Raw genomic sequence first — 15,391 nt, forward strand, 5'->3', positions numbered from 1 at the left:
GGCTTGGCTTGTCTCGGGCCTTGCAGGTGCGGAAAGCTATGATGTGGCATTTTTGATGAGGCGCAGGGCGACGTAGTTTGACCGAGCGCGGTAACGCCTGCGTTGCGTGCAGCAAATTGCAGAGCATTGACAGCACCGATTGAGTTTCCCTGCGCGGCTGCGTAACACTGTTGCGCAATCAGGCGAGGGGACGACATGCTGGCGGGAAAACGCATTCTGCTTATCATCGGGGGTGGTATAGCGGCCTTCAAGATACCCGCACTTATTCGGCTTTTGCGGCAGCAGGGGGCTGCGGTCACGCCGGTGATGACCACAGCGTCGGAGCAATTCGTGACACCGTTGACCGTCTCGGCACTGGCCGGAGAGAAGGTTTACGGGGATCTGTTCGATCTCACCGACGAGGCCGAGATGGGCCATATCCAGCTATCGCGCGTGGCGGATCTGGTGCTTGTGGCACCTGCAACGGCGGACCTTATGGCGAAGATGGCGCAGGGGTTAGCAGGGGATCTGGCCTCGACCCTGCTGCTGGCGACCGATACCCCGGTGATGATTGCGCCCGCGATGAATGTGCGGATGTGGCTGCACCCCGCGACGCAGCGCAATCTGGCGCTGCTGAAGGGCGACGGTGTGCAGGTGGTCGGCCCGGATGAAGGCGACATGGCCTGCGGTGAATTCGGTCCCGGTCGGATGGCCGAACCGGAAGAGATTGCCGCCGCTTGCGCCGCTGCCTTGACGGTCGGGCCTTTGAGAGGGCGTCGGGTGCTGGTCACTTCAGGGCCGACGCATGAGCCGATTGATCCGGTGCGTTACATTGCCAACAGGTCATCCGGTGCGCAGGGCACGGCGATTGCCCGTGCGCTTGTCGGTCTGGGGGCAGAAGTTATCTTTGTCACCGGTCCCGCAGAGGTGCCGCCGCCGGAAGGCGTGACGCTGGTGCAGGTCGAAACCGCACGTCAGATGCGCGATGCGGTTCAGGCGGCTCTGCCGGTTGATGCAGGGGTATTTGCCGCCGCTGTGGCCGATTGGCGGATGGCAACGCAGAGCGCCTCGAAGATCAAAAAAGGCGCGTCCGGGTTGCCGGTGCTGGAATTTGCCGAGAACCCCGACATTCTGGCCGAGGTGTCCCAGATGACCGAGGGGCGTCCGGGTCTGGTTGTAGGCTTCGCCGCCGAGACGGATGACGTGGTGACCCATGCCACTGCCAAGCGGATCCGCAAGGGATGTGACTGGATTCTGGCCAATGATGTCAGTCCGGAGGCCGGGATCATGGGCGGCAGTGAAAACGCAGTTGTGTTGATCTCGGAGACCGGGGCGGAGCCGTGGCCCCGCATGGGCAAGGCCGAAGTGGCACAGCGTTTGGCGGCGCGCATCACGGAGGCTTTGGGTGCAGGGTGAGACGGCAGGAGTTGAGTATTTGAGCCAAGAAGAAGCGCAAAGCGGTGTGGCTCTACGGATCAGTTGGGTTGAGGGAGCGGACAGGGCGCTTGGATTGCCACGCTATGAGACTGACGGCGCGGCCGGGGCGGACCTGCGCGCGAATCTGCCGGGACGGAGCGCGATTGAAGTGCAGGCGGGCGCCCGGGTTCTGGTGGCCACCGGGCTTCGGCTGGCGGTGCCGGACGGGTATGAGGTGCAAATCCGGCCTCGGTCCGGGTTGGCGCTGAAGCACGGGATCACGCTGCCCAACAGTCCCGGCACGATTGACAGTGATTATCGCGGACCGCTCGGGGTGATCGTGATGAATGCGGGTGCCAAGCCTTTTGTGATCGAGCATGGGATGCGGATCGCGCAGATGGTGGTGGCACCGGTGGTGCGGGCTGTTTTTGAAGAGGTCGCGACGCTGGAAGATACGTCGCGCGGCGCGGGCGGCTTCGGCTCTACCGGAGTCGCTTGATGTTGCCGGTACTGCTGATCGCAGGTGTTCTTTGGGGGATCGGTGCCGCGATGGGCGCGCCATATCGCTTGCGCTGGGGAATGATCGGGCTGCTTTATCTCGCCGTGATTCTGGCGCATTTTGTGCTGCCCGCAGGCAACCCGGTTCGGATGGCAACCGGAGAGGACGCCTCGGGCTGGTTGATCCTGGCGGGTTTCATCGTGATCGTGATGATCTATCGTTGGGCGCTGGGCCTGCTGCGGGCGCGGGCGCGCGACGAAGCGCCAACCAGCGCGACCGAACGAGCCGGGGCGTTTACCGAGACCGAACTTGAACGCTATGCGAGGCACATCGTCCTGCGGGAGCTTGGCGGGCCGGGGCAGCGCAAGCTGAAAGATGCGCGTGTGCTGGTGATCGGAGCAGGCGGATTGGGCGCGCCTGTGTTGCAATATCTGGCGGCGGCGGGTGTCGGCAGCATTGGCGTCATTGACGATGATGTCGTCGAGAATGCCAATCTGCAACGGCAGGTCATTCACCGCGACAAGGATATTGGCAGGGCCAAGGTGTTTTCGGCGCAAGAGGCAATGCAGACGCAAAACCCTGCCGTACAGGTCCGCCCCTACAATCGCCGATTGGACGACGACATCGCCGGGGCGTTGATCGCCGATCACGATGTGATCCTTGACGGCACCGACAATGCCGAAACGCGCTATCTGGTGAACCGCGCCTGTGTGGCGGCGGGAAAGCCGCTGGTCTCCGGCGCGCTGAGCCAGTGGGAGGGGCAGTTGAGTGTCTTTCATCCAGCCTCTGACGCGCCCTGCTATCAATGCATCTTTCCGAAGGCCGCAGCACCGGGGCTGGCACCGTCCTGCGCCGAGGCGGGCGTTCTGGGGCCGTTGCCGGGTGTCGTGGGCGCGATGATGGCGGTGGAGGCGGTGAAGCTGATCACCGGGGCCGGCAAGGCGTTGACCGGCGAGATGCTGATATACGACGCGCTGTGGGGAGAAACGCGCAAGATCGCGTTGAAGCGTCGCGCCGATTGTCCGGTCTGCGGGCAGGGGTGATCGGTCAATCAGCTCTGGAAGACAGGTGCCGCAGCACATAGCTTGACGCTCAAAGGAGACCCTGATGACAAACCCGCTTTTGCAGGACTGGACCACGCCATTTGGTCTGCCACCCTTCGATCAGATTGACGACGAGGATTTCGCGCCCGCGCTGGATGTCGCGTTGGCCCGCCATATGGACGAAATTCATGCGATTGCCGATAGCGCCGACGCGCCGACATTCGCCAACACGATCGAGGCTCTGGAAGGCGCGGGGAAGGAGTTGGACAAGGTCCTGTCGCCTTTCTTTGCGCTTGCCGGTGCGGACAGCACGCCGCGCCGTCGGGAATTGCAGCGCGAATTTACACCCAAACTGTCCGCGCATAGTTCGGCGATCTATGCAAACCGGGCGCTGTTTGATCGGATCCGCCAGTTATGGAACGCACGCGAGACGCTTAGCCTTTCTGCCGAAGAAGCCCGCGTGCTGATGCTGACCCATCGCGGCTTTGTCCGTGCGGGTGCCGCGCTGGAGGGCGATGAGGCAGACCGCATGAAGGCGATCAAGGCGCGGCTTGCCGATCTTGGCACCAGTTTTACGCAAAATCTGCTGGCGGATGAGGCCGGTTGGTCGATGACATTGGCCGAGGATGATCTTGAAGGCTTGCCTGTTTTTGTGCGCGCGACGGCGCGGGCAGCGGGTGAGGAACAAGGTGCGGATGGCCCGGTGATCACGCTCAGCCGGTCGCTGATCGTGCCTTTCTTGCAATTCTCGCCACGCAGGGAACTGCGCGAGAAGGCCTGGCAGGCCTGGGTTTCGCGTGGTGCCAATGGCGGCGAGACCGACAACCGGGAGATTGCCGCCGAAGTGCTTGCCCTGCGCGAAGAGCGCGCCAAGCTGTTGGGCTATGACAGTTTCGCTGCCTATAAGCTGGAGACAGAGATGGCGGGCAGCCCGGACCGGGTGCACGACCTGCTGATGGCCGTGTGGGAGCCTGCCCGCGCGCGGGCCGAGGCTGACGCGCAGGTGCTGTCGGACATGATGCATGCGGACGGTACGAATGGCGATCTGGAACCGTGGGATTGGCGGTACTATTCCGAGAAACGCCGCCGGGTCGAGCATGATCTGGATGAGGCGGCGCTGAAACCCTATCTGCAACTCGACCGGATGATCGAAGCAGCCTTTGACTGCGCGAACCGCCTGTTCGGGCTGGAGTTTCGCGCGCTAGAGGTGCCGCTTTACCACCCGGATTGCCGGGCGTGGGACGTCACGCGGAATGGCAAACACATGGCCGTGTTCATCGGGGATTACTTTGCGCGGGCGTCAAAGCGGTCCGGCGCGTGGTGCTCGGCCATGCGGATGCAGGCCAAACGGCCCGAGACGCGCAGCCCGATTGTGATCAACGTGTGCAACTTTGCCAAATCCGATCCGGCGCTGCTGTCCTATGACGATGCGCGCACCTTGTTTCACGAATTTGGCCATGCGTTGCACCAGATCCTGTCGGATGTGGAATTCGGCTCTGTCGCGGGCACATCCGTGGCGCGCGATTTTGTCGAACTGCCCAGCCAGCTTTACGAACACTGGCTGGAGGTGCCGGAGGTGCTGGAACGCTTTGCCACCCATGTCGAGACGGGCGAACCGATGCCGCGCGACATGCTGGACAAGGTGCTTGGCGCTGCCACTTATGACATGGGTTTTCAAACCGTCGAATATGTCGCCTCGGCGATGGTCGATCTGGATTTCCACGCCGGTTCCGCCCCTGCCGATCCGATGCAGGCGCAGGCAGAGACGTTGGAGCGGCTGGGGCTGCCCCACGCCATCGCGATGCGCCACGCCACACCGCATTTCGCGCATGTCTTTGCGGGGGACGGCTATTCCAGCGGTTACTACAGCTATATGTGGTCCGAGGTCATGGATGCCGATGCCTTTGCCGCCTTTGAAGAGGCGGGCGGAGCGTTTGACGCGGACACGGCGCAGCGGCTGGAAAAGCATATCCTGTCCGCTGGTGGGTCGGCCGAGGCAGAGGACCTGTACAAGGCGTTTCGCGGCAGGATGCCGGGGGTCGAGGCGCTTCTCAAGGGGCGCGGCCTCGCTGCCTGATCTTGTGCATTGCATGAAGGGGATTTCTCGGCGGCGTGCTCTGGACAAGGCGGGCCGCGCGGGCATGATCGCGCAATGAACCGTGAAAGCGATCTATATCCGCCAGTCAAGGCGCTGCTGGAACGTCAGGGCTATGCGGTCAAGGGCGAGGTCGGCGCCGCCGATCTGGTGGCGCGCCGCGGCGACGATCCGCCGGTGATCGTGGAGTTGAAGCTGCGCTTTGCGCTGACGCTGTTCCATCAGGCAGTGCGACGGCTTTCGATAACAGAGGCAGTGTATATCGCCGTGCCCAGGCCCACCGGCAAGACCGCGCGACGGATGCTGAAGGACAACTTGTCGCTCTGCCGAAGGCTGGGCTTGGGGCTGATGACGGTGCGGGGGGATGGCCGGGTCGAGGTGCATTGCGATCCCGGTCGTTTCGCGCCGCGCCGTAACCGCAAGGCGCAAACCCGGTTGCTGCGTGAATTCGACAGGCTGGAAGGCGATCCCAATGAGGGGGGTGCCACGCGGCACGGCATTGTCACCGGCTACCGGCAGGACGCGCTGCGCTGTGCCGGCTATCTGGCGCAGGCCGGTGCCAGTCGCGGTCGCGATGTGGTGCGTGCCACCAATGTGGCAACCGCCACGCGGATCATGCGTGAAAACCACTATGGCTGGTTCGAGAAGATCAGCACCGGCGTCTATGCCCTGACCGATCAGGGGCGCGAGGGGCTGGTCCACTGGGCCTATAGTTGGGACTAGAAAGGGCGCGGACTTAGTCCTTGGGTGATGCGGTTCCGATCTTGCGTTCCTTCTGGCGCGCGCGAAACCGTTCCCGGCTAAGCGTGAAAAGACCCGAGGCGACGATGATGGCGCAGCCGATCAGGGTCCAACGGTCCGGCAAATCGCCAAACGCGAAATATCCGTAAAGCGTCGCCCAGATGATCAGTGAATATTGCAGCGGGGCGACAACAACGGCTTGGGCCATCTCAAGCGCGCGGATGATCAGCAATTCGCCAATGGCTGCGGCAATCGCAATTGCGATCAGATAGGCTATCACCCGTGGATCGGTCGGTGTGATCCAGACAAACGGCATGGCCAGCGAAATCAGCACGGTCGCCGAGATCGAGGTGTAGGCGACGGTCGTGGCAATGCCGTCTTCCCCGGACAACAACCGCGACAGAATTTGCCGGGTGGCGAAGCACAAAGCGGCAAGGACGATGAAAAAGATTGCCGGGTCAAACACGCCAAAGCCTGGACGGATCACGATCAGCATCCCTAGAAAGCCGGTTGCCACAGCCAACCAGCGACGCATGCCGACGGGCTCTTTCAATACCAGTGCCCCTGCGACGGTTACAACAAACGGGGCGATGAAGGTCACGGCGGTCGCGTCCGCAAGCGGCACTTTGCTGACGCCGAAGATGAACAGGGTTGCAGAGACGGCCGCGAGTGTGCCGCGCGAAATCTGTATGCCGGGATGCGCCGTCCGCAGAATTTTAGGGCCTTTGATGCATAGCAGGACCAGTACGCCCAGAAACAACCCGATCAGGCGGAACCAGACAATCTGGCCCGGATGCAACGATTCCGTCAGCAGCTTTGCCAGCAGATCGGTGCCGGCAAAGGCAAAAAATCCCAAAGCCATGAGGATGGTGCCACGCGTATTGTCGGACGGCGCAGGATTGCGCTGCGCCCGCAGGGGGGCAGAGGGATGAATTGCCATATCGGAGCCTTGTGCGAATCTTCCCGGCAAGCGGGGCGTGGCCATCCAATCACGAAACCGCGCGCATTGCACGGCACCCCCGCGGATTTGAGGCAGGGGCCTTCTGGCGAAGATCGTTTCTGCAAGAAATCTGGAACCCGACCGTTGACACGGCCCTGCGACATGCCTACCTAAGCGTCGTTAGCACTCGACCGATGCGAGTGATAACGATCCTGCCGGATGCCACCGGAGGGTCTGAGGAAACTTAAGAGCCAGGGAGCTTCTTACAATGGCATTCAAACCGCTTCATGACCGTGTGCTGGTCCGCCGTGTAGAAAGCGACGAAAAAACCAAGGGTGGCCTGATCATTCCAGACAGTGCCAAGGAAAAGCCCGCTGAAGGTATCGTCGTTTCTTGTGGCGAAGGCGCACGCAAGGATTCAGGCGAACTGATCGACATGGCCGTATCGGCCGGCGACAAGATCCTGTTCGGCAAATGGTCCGGCACCGAGGTCACCGTAGATGGCGAAGAACTTCTTATCATGAAGGAAAGCGACATTCTCGGGATCATCGAGGACGACGCAGCCGCCAAGGCCGCCTGATCCATCGCGATCAACCCCATATCCAGAAATTTACGGAAACCTGAGGAGTAATCCCGAATGTCCGCTAAAGACGTCAAATTCGATACAGACGCCCGCAATCGCATGCTTAAAGGCGTCAACATCCTGGCCGATGCGGTCAAGGTGACGCTCGGCCCCAAGGGCCGCAACGTTGTGATCGACAAATCCTTCGGCGCACCGCGCATCACGAAGGACGGTGTCACTGTCGCCAAGGAAATCGAACTGGAAGACAAGTTCGAAAACATGGGCGCGCAGATGGTCAAGGAAGTGGCCAGCCGCACCAATGACGAGGCCGGCGACGGCACAACAACCGCGACGGTTCTGGCTCAGGCCATCGTCAAGGAAGGTCTGAAATCGGTTGCCGCTGGCATGAACCCGATGGACCTGAAGCGCGGCATCGATCTGGCAACCTCCAAGGTTGTTGAAGGGATCAAAGCAGCGTCCCGTCCGGTCAACGACAGCGCCGAAGTCGCGCAGGTCGGCACCATCTCTGCCAACGGCGAAGCTGAAATCGGTCGTCAGATCGCAGACGCGATGCAGAAAGTCGGCAACGAGGGTGTCATCACCGTCGAAGAAAACAAAGGTCTGGAAACAGAGACCGATGTTGTCGAAGGTATGCAGTTCGACCGTGGCTACCTCAGCCCCTACTTCGTCACCAACTCCGACAAGATGATTGCAGATCTCGAAGACTGCATGATCCTGCTGCACGAGAAGAAACTGTCGTCGCTTCAGCCGATGGTTCCGCTGCTCGAGCAGGTGATCCAGTCGCAGAAGCCGCTGCTGATCATTGCAGAAGACGTCGAAGGCGAAGCGCTGGCGACCCTCGTGGTCAACAAGCTGCGCGGCGGCCTGAAGATTGCTGCTGTCAAGGCACCTGGCTTCGGTGATCGTCGCAAGGCCATGCTGCAGGACATCGCGATCCTGACAGGCGGTCAGGTGATCTCGGAAGATCTGGGCATGAAGCTGGAATCCGTGACCATGGACATGCTTGGCACCGCCAAGAAGGTCACGATCACCAAGGATGAGACCACCATCGTTGACGGTGCAGGCGAGAAGGCCGAGATCGAGGCACGCGTTGCCCAGGTCCGCAACCAGATCGAAGAAACCACCAGCGATTACGACCGTGAGAAGCTGCAGGAACGTGTTGCGAAGCTCGCAGGCGGTGTTGCTGTCATCCGCGTCGGTGGCATGACCGAAGTCGAAGTCAAAGAGCGTAAGGACCGTGTCGACGACGCGCTGAACGCAACCCGCGCTGCCGTTCAAGAAGGCATCGTGGTTGGCGGTGGCGTCAGCCTGATCCAGGCGGCCAAGGCGCTTGCAGGCCTGACCGGTGAAAATGCCGACCAGAACGCCGGCATCACCATCGTGCGCCGCGCGCTGGAAGCACCGCTGCGCCAGATCGCGCAGAACGCCGGTGTCGACGGATCCGTCGTGGCTGGCAAGGTCCGCGAATCCGATGACCTGAAGTTCGGCTACAACGCGCAGACCGACGAATATGGCGACATGTTCAAGTTCGGCGTGATCGACCCGGCCAAAGTGGTCCGCACCGCGCTTGAGGACGCTGCCTCGATCGCCGGTCTGCTGATCACCACCGAGGCGATGGTTGCCGACAAGCCTTCGAAAGAAGGCGCAGGTGCCGGTGGCGGCATGCCCGACATGGGCGGCATGGGCGGCATGATGTAATCTGCCCCTTTGGCAAACTGATTGGGGGTCGCCTTCGGGCGGCCCCCTTTTCGTTTCTGCAAACCGCATCAAATCTTTGATTGACCAAGCGTCAACTTTATCCTTTTCGCGGTGCGTTATTTCATCTTATGGTTGTTGTGATTTGGTTGATTGCAATCAAATTTCGAACTATCAGGAGAGAAAATGTTGAAATCACTGGCAATTATTGCCGCCGCAGCCGGAATGATGTTGACCAGCGCGCCGGGAGCGGCGCTCGCAGGTCCGGACCCCTATATGGGGGATATCGTCATGGTCGGAGAAAACTACTGCCCGCGCGGCTGGGCCGAAACCAACGGTCAACTCATGCCCATCTCTCAGTATTCAGCGCTGTTTTCGTTGTTGGGCACGACCTACGGCGGCGATGGACGCACCACATTCGCCTTGCCGAACCTGCAATCGCGGGTCGTGGTCGGTATGGGGCAGGGCGCAGGACTAGCCAACATCCGTCAAGGTCAGATGGGCGGGGTCGAGACAGTGACGATCACGCAGGCACAACTGCCGAACCACACCCATGTGGCGACCAGCACGGCCTCGACGGTGCTGAATGCGACCAATGAAGGCGCGACCGAACAAAGCCCCGAGGGCGCAATCCTTGCCGAGGGCAGCGGGGCCAATTACGATAGCGGTGCCGCAGTCGATGCCACTTTGCGCAGCGATGCGGCGACCACAACCGTCAGCACGACGATCGGCGCAACCGGCGGAAGCCAACCCATGACCGTGGTGCAGCCCTATGTCGGGATGAAGTTCTGCATCGCCATCACGGGTGCGTATCCCAGCCGCTCGTGACGCTGAAGGAAACATGCAAATCGAAACGATGGGGCGCCCGGTGCGCCCCTTCCGACAGGAGAAACCTCTGGTGATCCGACGTCCGGGATTTTTGCGCGAAATGCGCGGCACGGAACTGTCTCAGGTGGACCGTTTGCTGCAAAACGCGTTCGGGCGTCGCGAAGAGGCCGATCTGGTCAAGAAGCTGCGCAGTGACCGGGTGCTGGCAGGGGAGCAGGTGTTGCCGTTTGAGGACGGCATTGCGGGCTACGCCGCCCTGTCTGAAATGCGCAGCCCGGAGGGCTGGCTTTGCCTTGCCCCGGTTGCCATCGCGCCGGATTTTCAAGGCTTCGGCCATGGCCGTCGTATGGTGGGGATTCTGGCGGAATGGGCGCGCAGGTCGGGCGTATTCCTTGTGGTTCTGGGCGAACCGGAGTTTTACCGTCGCTGCGGGTTTTCGTCAGAACGCGCCGCAGGTCTGAGCGCACCCTATCCCGCGTCACACCTGTTGTTGGCCGGGCCGGGCGAAGACGCGCCGAAGGAAACGCTGAAATATCCCCACGCTTTCGGCTGAGCAATCAGTAGGCCAGCGGCTCGATCGGATCATACAGCGGCAGCGAGGGCGGCCCGAATGCCACTTGCGCAAGGCTGTCGGGTTTGTGTCGCAGGTCGGCCAGTTCGGTCTGCGTGACCCACAGACGCCGGTTCACCACGCCTTCGGGATCTGTCCAGGCACCGTGACGGTCGCCGGCGATAATCCGGCAGTGAAAGAACAGCTCTACCTGATGAAAGCCGCGCGCTTCATCGTGATATTCGTTGAGCAGGCAGACCGGACCGACATCGACCGTAAGGCCGCATTCCTCCCATACTTCGCGCGCAAGATTTTCCGGCAAGGACTGATGCATTTCCGCGCCGCCACCGGGGGCGCACCACAGGTCACTGTCTTTCCATGCGTTGACGATCAACAGGCGCGCATCTTCGACAATGACGGCGCGCAGGGCAAGACGTGGCGGCATAAGGTGGCTCCGTGTGCGATTGCCCCTGTTGTAGGGCCGCCGGGCGGACTATCTCAAGACGCATGCGGTGGATTTTCCTCATTCTCTTTCTGCTTCCCGGCGCGGCGCTGGCCGATTGCGTGGTGTTGTTGCACGGGCTGGCGCGGACGCAGGCAAGCCTGACACCAATGGCATGGAGCCTTGAGGCCGCAGGCTACCGCACCGTCAATCCCGGCTACGATTCCACGCATGAGCCGCTGGAGCCGCTGATGCGGGAAACCCTGCCCGCCGCAGTTGCGCAATGCGGCGAGGACCGCGTGCATTTCGTCACCCATTCGATGGGGGGTATCCTGCTGCGCCTTTGGCTGGCCGAGGGCAACCGGCCGGAAAACATGGGCCGCGTCGTGATGCTTGGCCCGCCAAACGCGGGCAGTGAACTGGTGGACCATCTGCGCAGTCTGGCGGCTTTTGGATGGGTCAATGGCCCGGCGGGCGACCAGCTTGCCAGCGATGGGCCGGTGCCGGATTTGCCCCCGGTGGATGCCGATCTTGGAGTGATTGCTGGCAATCGCTCGCTGAATCCCATCTTCTCGCTGATGATCGACGGCGCGGATGACGGCAAGGTTTCGGTCGAGTCCACCCGTGTCGCGGGCATGGACGATTTCATCGTGCTGCCCGTCACCCACACGTTCATGATGCAAAGTCCGCTGGTGATTGCGCAGGTTCTGGAATATCTGGGCACCGGCCATTTCAGGCCGGATATGGGATGGGCAGAAGTGCTGGATCGCAGCGGCCTGACCTGTGCCGTGAAGGGCTGTCTGGAGGATGACGATGACCCGACCGACTTTGGGCCCAGCCCTTGACCTGACGCTGACAGGCGCGCGTGTCCTTCGCCCCGGTGGGTTCGATGGCGGCGCGCTTTCTGTGTCGGGCGGGGTGATTGCCGACGCGCCCGCAGGCCGGCAGGTGGATCTGACGGGTTGTCTGGTGCTGCCGGGGCTGATTGACGTGCATGGTGACGGGTTCGAACGGCACATGGCGCCGCGCCGTGGTGCGCTGCGCGAGGCTGAAAACGGTGTGATTGCCACGGCGGCAGAGCTGGCGGTCAACGGCATCACCACCGGCGTGATGGCGCAGTTCTTCAGCTGGGAAGGCGGGCTGCGCAGTCCCGAATTCGCCGCATCGGTCTTTGGGGCCGTGGGGGCTGTGCGCGACAGCCTGCCGGTGGATCTGCAACTGCAATTGCGGTTGGAGACACATATGATGGACGACTTCCCGCAGGTGCTGGACATGGTCGCGGCACATGACATTTCCTACGTTGTGCTGAACGACCACCTGCCGCACAAACGCCTGTCAGAGGGACGCAAACCCCCGCGCCTGACCGGACAGGCGCTGAAATCCGGCCGCTCGCCCGAAAAGCTGCTGGCCTTGATGCAGGGGCTGCATGCCCGATCCTCCGAGGTGCCAGAGGCCGTGGCGGCGCTCTGCCAGAGATTGACCGCGCGCGGGGTCCGGCTGGGCAGCCATGACGACCACACGGCAGAGGTGCGTGCGGATTGGCGGGCCATGGGGGTGCATGTGTCCGAATTTCCCGAGACATTCGAGGCCGCCTCTGCCGCGCGGCAAGGTGGTGATGCGGTGGTTCTGGGGGCGCCGAACGTGGTGCGCGGGGCCAGCCATGCGGGCAACGCCTCGGCCACGGAACTGGTGCGCGAGGGGCTGTGCGATGCGCTGGCCTCGGATTACCACTACCCGGCGATGCGGCAGGCGGTCTGGCGGCTGGTCGAACAGGACATCCTGACATTGCAGGACGCATGGGCGCTGGTGTCCAGCGGTCCTGCACGGGTGCTGGGCCTGACCGATCGCGGTGTGCTTGAACAGGGAAAGCGCGCCGATCTGCTGGTGCTGGACGCGGACACAAGGCGTGTGGGGGCCGTGATCAGCGGCGGACATATCGCCTATCTGACCGGACGGATCGCGGCGCGTTTTCTGGGCTGAGCCGTGGGCGGGCCGCGGTGATTGGTCCGGCGATGCTGCCGGATGTAACGAACAGTAGGTGGCGCTCAAGCGTGCGGCGTCCGGATCAACCCTTCTGAATACGGTTTACATGGCCCATCTTGCGGCCGGGTTTGACCTCGGCCTTGCCGTAGAGGTGCAGCGCACAACCGGGTTCTGCGGCAAGATCCGGCACGCGGTCCATATCGTCGCCGATCAGATTTTCCATCACCACATCCGTGTGTCGCTGCCCGTCGCCAAGCGGCCAGCCTGCGACCGCGCGGATGTGCTGCTCGAACTGATCGATGGCACAGCCATTCTGCGTCCAATGGCCGGAATTGTGCACACGCGGCGCGATTTCGTTCACGATCAACCCCTTGGGGGTCACGAACAGTTCCACGCCCATGACACCGACATAGTTCAGCGCATTCAGAATCCGCGCGGCCAGCAGAACAGCATCCGAGCGTTGCGCAGAGCTTAGCCGCGCAGGCACGGTGGTGGTGCGCAGGATGCCGTCCTTATGTACATTCTCGCCCGGATCGAAGGCCGCAACGGAGCCGTCCAGCCCGCGCGCGGCAATCACGGACACTTCGTGGCTGAAATCCACAAACCCTTCGAGGATCGCAGGCGACCCGGCCATATCGGACAATGCCTGCGCGGCCTCTTGCGGTGCCGAGATGCGCGCCTGCCCCTTGCCATCGTAGCCGAAACGACGGGTTTTCAGGATCGCGGACATGCCGATTTGTGTCAGCGCGGTGTCCAGATCTTCGGCAGTATCAACCGCCTTGTAAGGCGCGGTCGTCAATCCCAGATCGTTGAGGAACTCTTTCTCTGTCAGGCGGTCCTGACTGACGCGCAACGCCTCGCGGCCCGGAAAGACGGGGGTGATGGCCTCCAGCACGTCCAGCGCTTGTGTCGGGATGTTCTCGAACTCGTAGGTGATGACATCGACACTGTTCGCAAAGGCGGTCAGGGCGGCGGCATCTTCATAGGGCGCGGTCGTCACGGCATGGGCAACGTCGCCCGCTGGCGGATTGGCACCCGGCTCGAAGATATGGGTGCGCAGGCCCAGCCGAGCCGCTGCGACTGACAGCATCCGGCCAAGCTGGCCACCGCCCAGAATGCCGATGGTCGATCCTGTGGGAAGCGGGTTTGTCATCGTCGGAAACCTCCGGGCTGTGGTCTGGGCCTGTGTTCTTTCGCGGGTTACAGAAGGCCGTGCAGGACCGCAAGCAGCGTCAGTCGTCAGTCGTCAGTCGGCGTCTCAGGGATCGACGCGGACAGGGCGATGCGCCACGCGTCCAGCCGCTCTGCCAACGCTGCGTCCTGAAGCGCCAGAATGCCCGCCGCCATCAGCCCGGCATTGGCCGCACCCGCCGCGCCAATGGCCATAGTGGCCACCGGAAAGCCGCGCGGCATCTGGAGAATGGAATACAGGCTATCGACGCCGGACAATGCGCGGGTCTGCACCGGCACGCCGATGACCGGCACACGGGTTTTGGAGGCCATCATGCCAGGCAAATGCGCAGCTCCACCGGCCCCTGCGATGATGACCTGAAGGCCGCGATCCACGGCTGTCTTGCCATAATCCCACAGGCGGTCCGGCGTGCGATGGGCAGAGACGATGCGCTTTTCATAGGGGACATCAAGCGTGTCCAGCATATCCGCAGCTTCCTTCATCGTGGACCAGTCAGACTGGCTGCCCATGATGATACCCACCCGGATCAAAGTGTCGTCGCCCATGCCGCCCTCCGCCAAATCAGAGCGCGCACTATAGCTGGATCGCATCTGGTGGCAACGATTGTCAGGCGATGATGTCGGGCAGCAACCGATCCTCGATCCGGGCGATCAGATCCTTCAGCCGAAGCTTCTTTTTCTTCAGCCTTTGCAAGGTGATCTGATCCGCCGTGCCGCTTGTGGACAGCGCGCGGATTGCTTCGTCAAGATCGCGATGCTCGCGGCGAAAAACCTCCAGCTCCACACGCAGCACATCGTCATTCTTCATGGAGAGATCGGTGGGCGCGTTCATGGGATCATACCTGATAGATTGTTCGCTCTTAGGATACTGCCTTGCATTGCGTTTGGCAAAGGTCTTGCAAGCCTGCAAAGGGCAACCCATATTTGTGTTGCGGGGGTGCCTACAAGGGCCGCCGCGGCACTGTCGCTTGAGTGATAAGGACACGGCATGACGAAACTGACACTAGGCTCATACCCTCATATGTTGGGGTTCGAGCAGCTGGAGCGTGCGTTGGAGCGCACCGCGAAATCCGGCAACGAAGGCTATCCGCCCTACAATATCGAACAAACGTCAGAATGCTCTTACAGAATCACCTTGGCCGTGGCCGGGTTTTCCGAGGGCGATCTGGCCATTACAGTCGAGGACCGACAACTCGTGATCCGTGGCAAGCAGGGCGATGATGATGAAGATCGCATCTTTTTGCACCGTGGCATCGCAGCGCGACAATTTCAACGGTCCTTCGTCTTGGCCGAAGGGGTCGAAGTGGGCGACGCAATCATGGAAAACGGGCTTCTTCATGTCGATCTGGAACGATCGCGACCCGAGGCCGTTGTCCAGACAATTCAGATCAGGAAAGGCTGACGTC

The 15,391-nt window shown here is 62.0% G+C and carries 17 protein-coding genes; 12 read left to right on the forward strand and 5 right to left on the reverse strand.

Annotated features, from left to right (window positions below):
- Positions 1–195 precede the first annotated feature (195 nt).
- From coaBC to ACN0WV_RS05590, 5 genes are all read left to right on the forward strand, one after another.
- Positions 196–1,395: a bifunctional phosphopantothenoylcysteine decarboxylase/phosphopantothenate--cysteine ligase CoaBC gene (coaBC, locus tag ACN0WV_RS05570; protein WP_417604223.1), complete on the forward strand. Its 1,200-nt coding sequence runs from the start codon at positions 196–198 to the stop codon at positions 1,393–1,395.
- Positions 1,396–1,414: 19 nt separating this feature from the next.
- The gene (gene dut, locus ACN0WV_RS05575; protein ID WP_417604224.1) at positions 1,415–1,894 is read left to right on the forward strand and encodes a dUTP diphosphatase; all 480 of its coding nucleotides are present in this window, start codon (positions 1,415–1,417) and stop codon (positions 1,892–1,894) included.
- A complete protein-coding gene (locus ACN0WV_RS05580) occupies positions 1,894–2,937 on the forward strand; it encodes a HesA/MoeB/ThiF family protein (protein WP_417604226.1) in 1,044 nt (347 codons plus the stop codon). The genes dut and ACN0WV_RS05580 overlap by 1 nt, the downstream gene beginning before the upstream one ends.
- A 64-nt stretch (positions 2,938–3,001) precedes the next feature.
- Positions 3,002–5,014: a M3 family metallopeptidase gene (locus ACN0WV_RS05585; protein ID WP_417604227.1), complete on the forward strand. Its 2,013-nt coding sequence runs from the start codon at positions 3,002–3,004 to the stop codon at positions 5,012–5,014.
- A 75-nt stretch (positions 5,015–5,089) separates the two neighbouring features.
- Complete coding sequence (locus ACN0WV_RS05590) at positions 5,090–5,755, forward strand: DUF2161 domain-containing phosphodiesterase (protein WP_417604229.1); 666 nt, start codon at positions 5,090–5,092, stop codon at positions 5,753–5,755.
- Between the two features lie 13 nt (positions 5,756–5,768).
- Here the strand turns inward: ACN0WV_RS05590 and ACN0WV_RS05595 are convergent, their stop codons facing one another.
- Positions 5,769–6,713, reverse strand: coding sequence for a DMT family transporter (locus ACN0WV_RS05595; protein ID WP_417604230.1), 945 nt, complete (start codon positions 6,711–6,713; stop codon positions 5,769–5,771).
- Between the two features lie 268 nt (positions 6,714–6,981).
- On the opposite strand from ACN0WV_RS05595, the gene ACN0WV_RS05600 reads away from it, so the two are divergent.
- The 4 genes from ACN0WV_RS05600 (at position 6,982) to ACN0WV_RS05615 (ending at position 10,372) form a co-directional block, all read left to right on the forward strand.
- Positions 6,982–7,293, forward strand: a complete 312-nt coding sequence (locus ACN0WV_RS05600; RefSeq protein ID WP_084351713.1) for a co-chaperone GroES — start codon at positions 6,982–6,984, stop codon at positions 7,291–7,293.
- 57 nt (positions 7,294–7,350) lie between these two features.
- Complete coding sequence (gene groL, locus ACN0WV_RS05605; RefSeq protein WP_084351715.1) at positions 7,351–8,994, forward strand: chaperonin GroEL; 1,644 nt, start codon at positions 7,351–7,353, stop codon at positions 8,992–8,994.
- A gap of 183 nt (positions 8,995–9,177) precedes the next feature.
- Positions 9,178–9,819: a phage tail protein gene (locus tag ACN0WV_RS05610; protein WP_218673192.1), complete on the forward strand. Its 642-nt coding sequence runs from the start codon at positions 9,178–9,180 to the stop codon at positions 9,817–9,819.
- Positions 9,820–9,832: 13 nt separating this feature from the next.
- Positions 9,833–10,372, forward strand: a complete 540-nt coding sequence (locus tag ACN0WV_RS05615; protein ID WP_417604234.1) for a GNAT family N-acetyltransferase — start codon at positions 9,833–9,835, stop codon at positions 10,370–10,372.
- A 4-nt stretch (positions 10,373–10,376) separates the two neighbouring features.
- On the opposite strand, the gene ACN0WV_RS05620 is transcribed toward ACN0WV_RS05615, so the two are convergent.
- A complete protein-coding gene (locus ACN0WV_RS05620) occupies positions 10,377–10,814 on the reverse strand; it encodes an NUDIX domain-containing protein (RefSeq protein WP_417604236.1) in 438 nt (145 codons plus the stop codon).
- Between the two features lie 62 nt (positions 10,815–10,876).
- Between ACN0WV_RS05620 and ACN0WV_RS05625 the strand changes: the two genes are divergently transcribed.
- Together ACN0WV_RS05625 and ACN0WV_RS05630 are read left to right on the forward strand one after the other, a co-directional pair.
- Entirely contained in the window at positions 10,877–11,656 is a 780-nt protein-coding gene (locus ACN0WV_RS05625) for an alpha/beta fold hydrolase (RefSeq protein WP_084351720.1), read from the forward strand.
- Positions 11,625–12,791 (forward strand): alpha-D-ribose 1-methylphosphonate 5-triphosphate diphosphatase, encoded by a 1,167-nt coding sequence (locus ACN0WV_RS05630; protein ID WP_417604238.1) that lies wholly within the window; start codon positions 11,625–11,627, stop codon positions 12,789–12,791. Before ACN0WV_RS05625 ends, ACN0WV_RS05630 begins: the two co-directional genes overlap by 32 nt.
- An 85-nt stretch (positions 12,792–12,876) precedes the next feature.
- Here ACN0WV_RS05630 and ACN0WV_RS05635 read toward each other — a convergent pair whose 3' ends face one another.
- From ACN0WV_RS05635 to ACN0WV_RS05645, 3 genes are all read right to left on the reverse strand, one after another.
- A complete protein-coding gene (locus tag ACN0WV_RS05635; protein WP_417604240.1) occupies positions 12,877–13,947 on the reverse strand; it encodes a 5-(carboxyamino)imidazole ribonucleotide synthase in 1,071 nt (356 codons plus the stop codon).
- An 86-nt stretch (positions 13,948–14,033) separates the two neighbouring features.
- Positions 14,034–14,531: a 5-(carboxyamino)imidazole ribonucleotide mutase gene (gene purE, locus ACN0WV_RS05640; protein ID WP_084352222.1), complete on the reverse strand. Its 498-nt coding sequence runs from the start codon at positions 14,529–14,531 to the stop codon at positions 14,034–14,036.
- Positions 14,532–14,592: 61 nt separating this feature from the next.
- Positions 14,593–14,817, reverse strand: coding sequence for a YdcH family protein (locus ACN0WV_RS05645; RefSeq protein ID WP_084351726.1), 225 nt, complete (start codon positions 14,815–14,817; stop codon positions 14,593–14,595).
- A 156-nt stretch (positions 14,818–14,973) separates the two neighbouring features.
- Between ACN0WV_RS05645 and ACN0WV_RS05650 the strand changes: the two genes are divergently transcribed.
- A complete protein-coding gene (locus ACN0WV_RS05650; RefSeq protein ID WP_084351728.1) occupies positions 14,974–15,387 on the forward strand; it encodes an Hsp20 family protein in 414 nt (137 codons plus the stop codon).
- Positions 15,388–15,391 lie beyond the last annotated feature (4 nt).

It is taken from the genome of Primorskyibacter flagellatus, from assembly GCF_048268605.1.
In the GTDB taxonomy this organism is placed as follows: domain Bacteria; phylum Pseudomonadota; class Alphaproteobacteria; order Rhodobacterales; family Rhodobacteraceae; genus Primorskyibacter; species Primorskyibacter flagellatus.

What these genes read in the sequence shown, in the direction of transcription:
- ACN0WV_RS05620 (WP_417604236.1), bottom strand. Translation starts at nt 10,814, where the DNA reads ATGCCGCCACGTCTTGCCCTGCGCGCCGTCATTGTCGAAGATGCGCGC.
- ACN0WV_RS05610 (WP_218673192.1), top strand. Translation starts at nt 9,178, where the DNA reads ATGTTGAAATCACTGGCAATTATTGCCGCCGCAGCCGGAATGATGTTG.
- ACN0WV_RS05615 (WP_417604234.1), top strand. Translation starts at nt 9,833, where the DNA reads ATGCAAATCGAAACGATGGGGCGCCCGGTGCGCCCCTTCCGACAGGAG.
- ACN0WV_RS05645 (WP_084351726.1), bottom strand. Translation starts at nt 14,817, where the DNA reads ATGAACGCGCCCACCGATCTCTCCATGAAGAATGACGATGTGCTGCGT.
- ACN0WV_RS05630 (WP_417604238.1), top strand. Translation starts at nt 11,625, where the DNA reads ATGACCCGACCGACTTTGGGCCCAGCCCTTGACCTGACGCTGACAGGC.
- groL (WP_084351715.1), top strand. Translation starts at nt 7,351, where the DNA reads ATGTCCGCTAAAGACGTCAAATTCGATACAGACGCCCGCAATCGCATG.
- ACN0WV_RS05635 (WP_417604240.1), bottom strand. Translation starts at nt 13,947, where the DNA reads ATGACAAACCCGCTTCCCACAGGATCGACCATCGGCATTCTGGGCGGT.
- ACN0WV_RS05595 (WP_417604230.1), bottom strand. Translation starts at nt 6,713, where the DNA reads ATGGCAATTCATCCCTCTGCCCCCCTGCGGGCGCAGCGCAATCCTGCG.
- ACN0WV_RS05580 (WP_417604226.1), top strand. Translation starts at nt 1,894, where the DNA reads ATGTTGCCGGTACTGCTGATCGCAGGTGTTCTTTGGGGGATCGGTGCC.
- ACN0WV_RS05590 (WP_417604229.1), top strand. Translation starts at nt 5,090, where the DNA reads ATGAACCGTGAAAGCGATCTATATCCGCCAGTCAAGGCGCTGCTGGAA.
- ACN0WV_RS05625 (WP_084351720.1), top strand. Translation starts at nt 10,877, where the DNA reads ATGCGGTGGATTTTCCTCATTCTCTTTCTGCTTCCCGGCGCGGCGCTG.
- coaBC (WP_417604223.1), top strand. Translation starts at nt 196, where the DNA reads ATGCTGGCGGGAAAACGCATTCTGCTTATCATCGGGGGTGGTATAGCG.
- purE (WP_084352222.1), bottom strand. Translation starts at nt 14,531, where the DNA reads ATGGGCGACGACACTTTGATCCGGGTGGGTATCATCATGGGCAGCCAG.
- ACN0WV_RS05600 (WP_084351713.1), top strand. Translation starts at nt 6,982, where the DNA reads ATGGCATTCAAACCGCTTCATGACCGTGTGCTGGTCCGCCGTGTAGAA.
- ACN0WV_RS05585 (WP_417604227.1), top strand. Translation starts at nt 3,002, where the DNA reads ATGACAAACCCGCTTTTGCAGGACTGGACCACGCCATTTGGTCTGCCA.
- ACN0WV_RS05650 (WP_084351728.1), top strand. Translation starts at nt 14,974, where the DNA reads ATGACGAAACTGACACTAGGCTCATACCCTCATATGTTGGGGTTCGAG.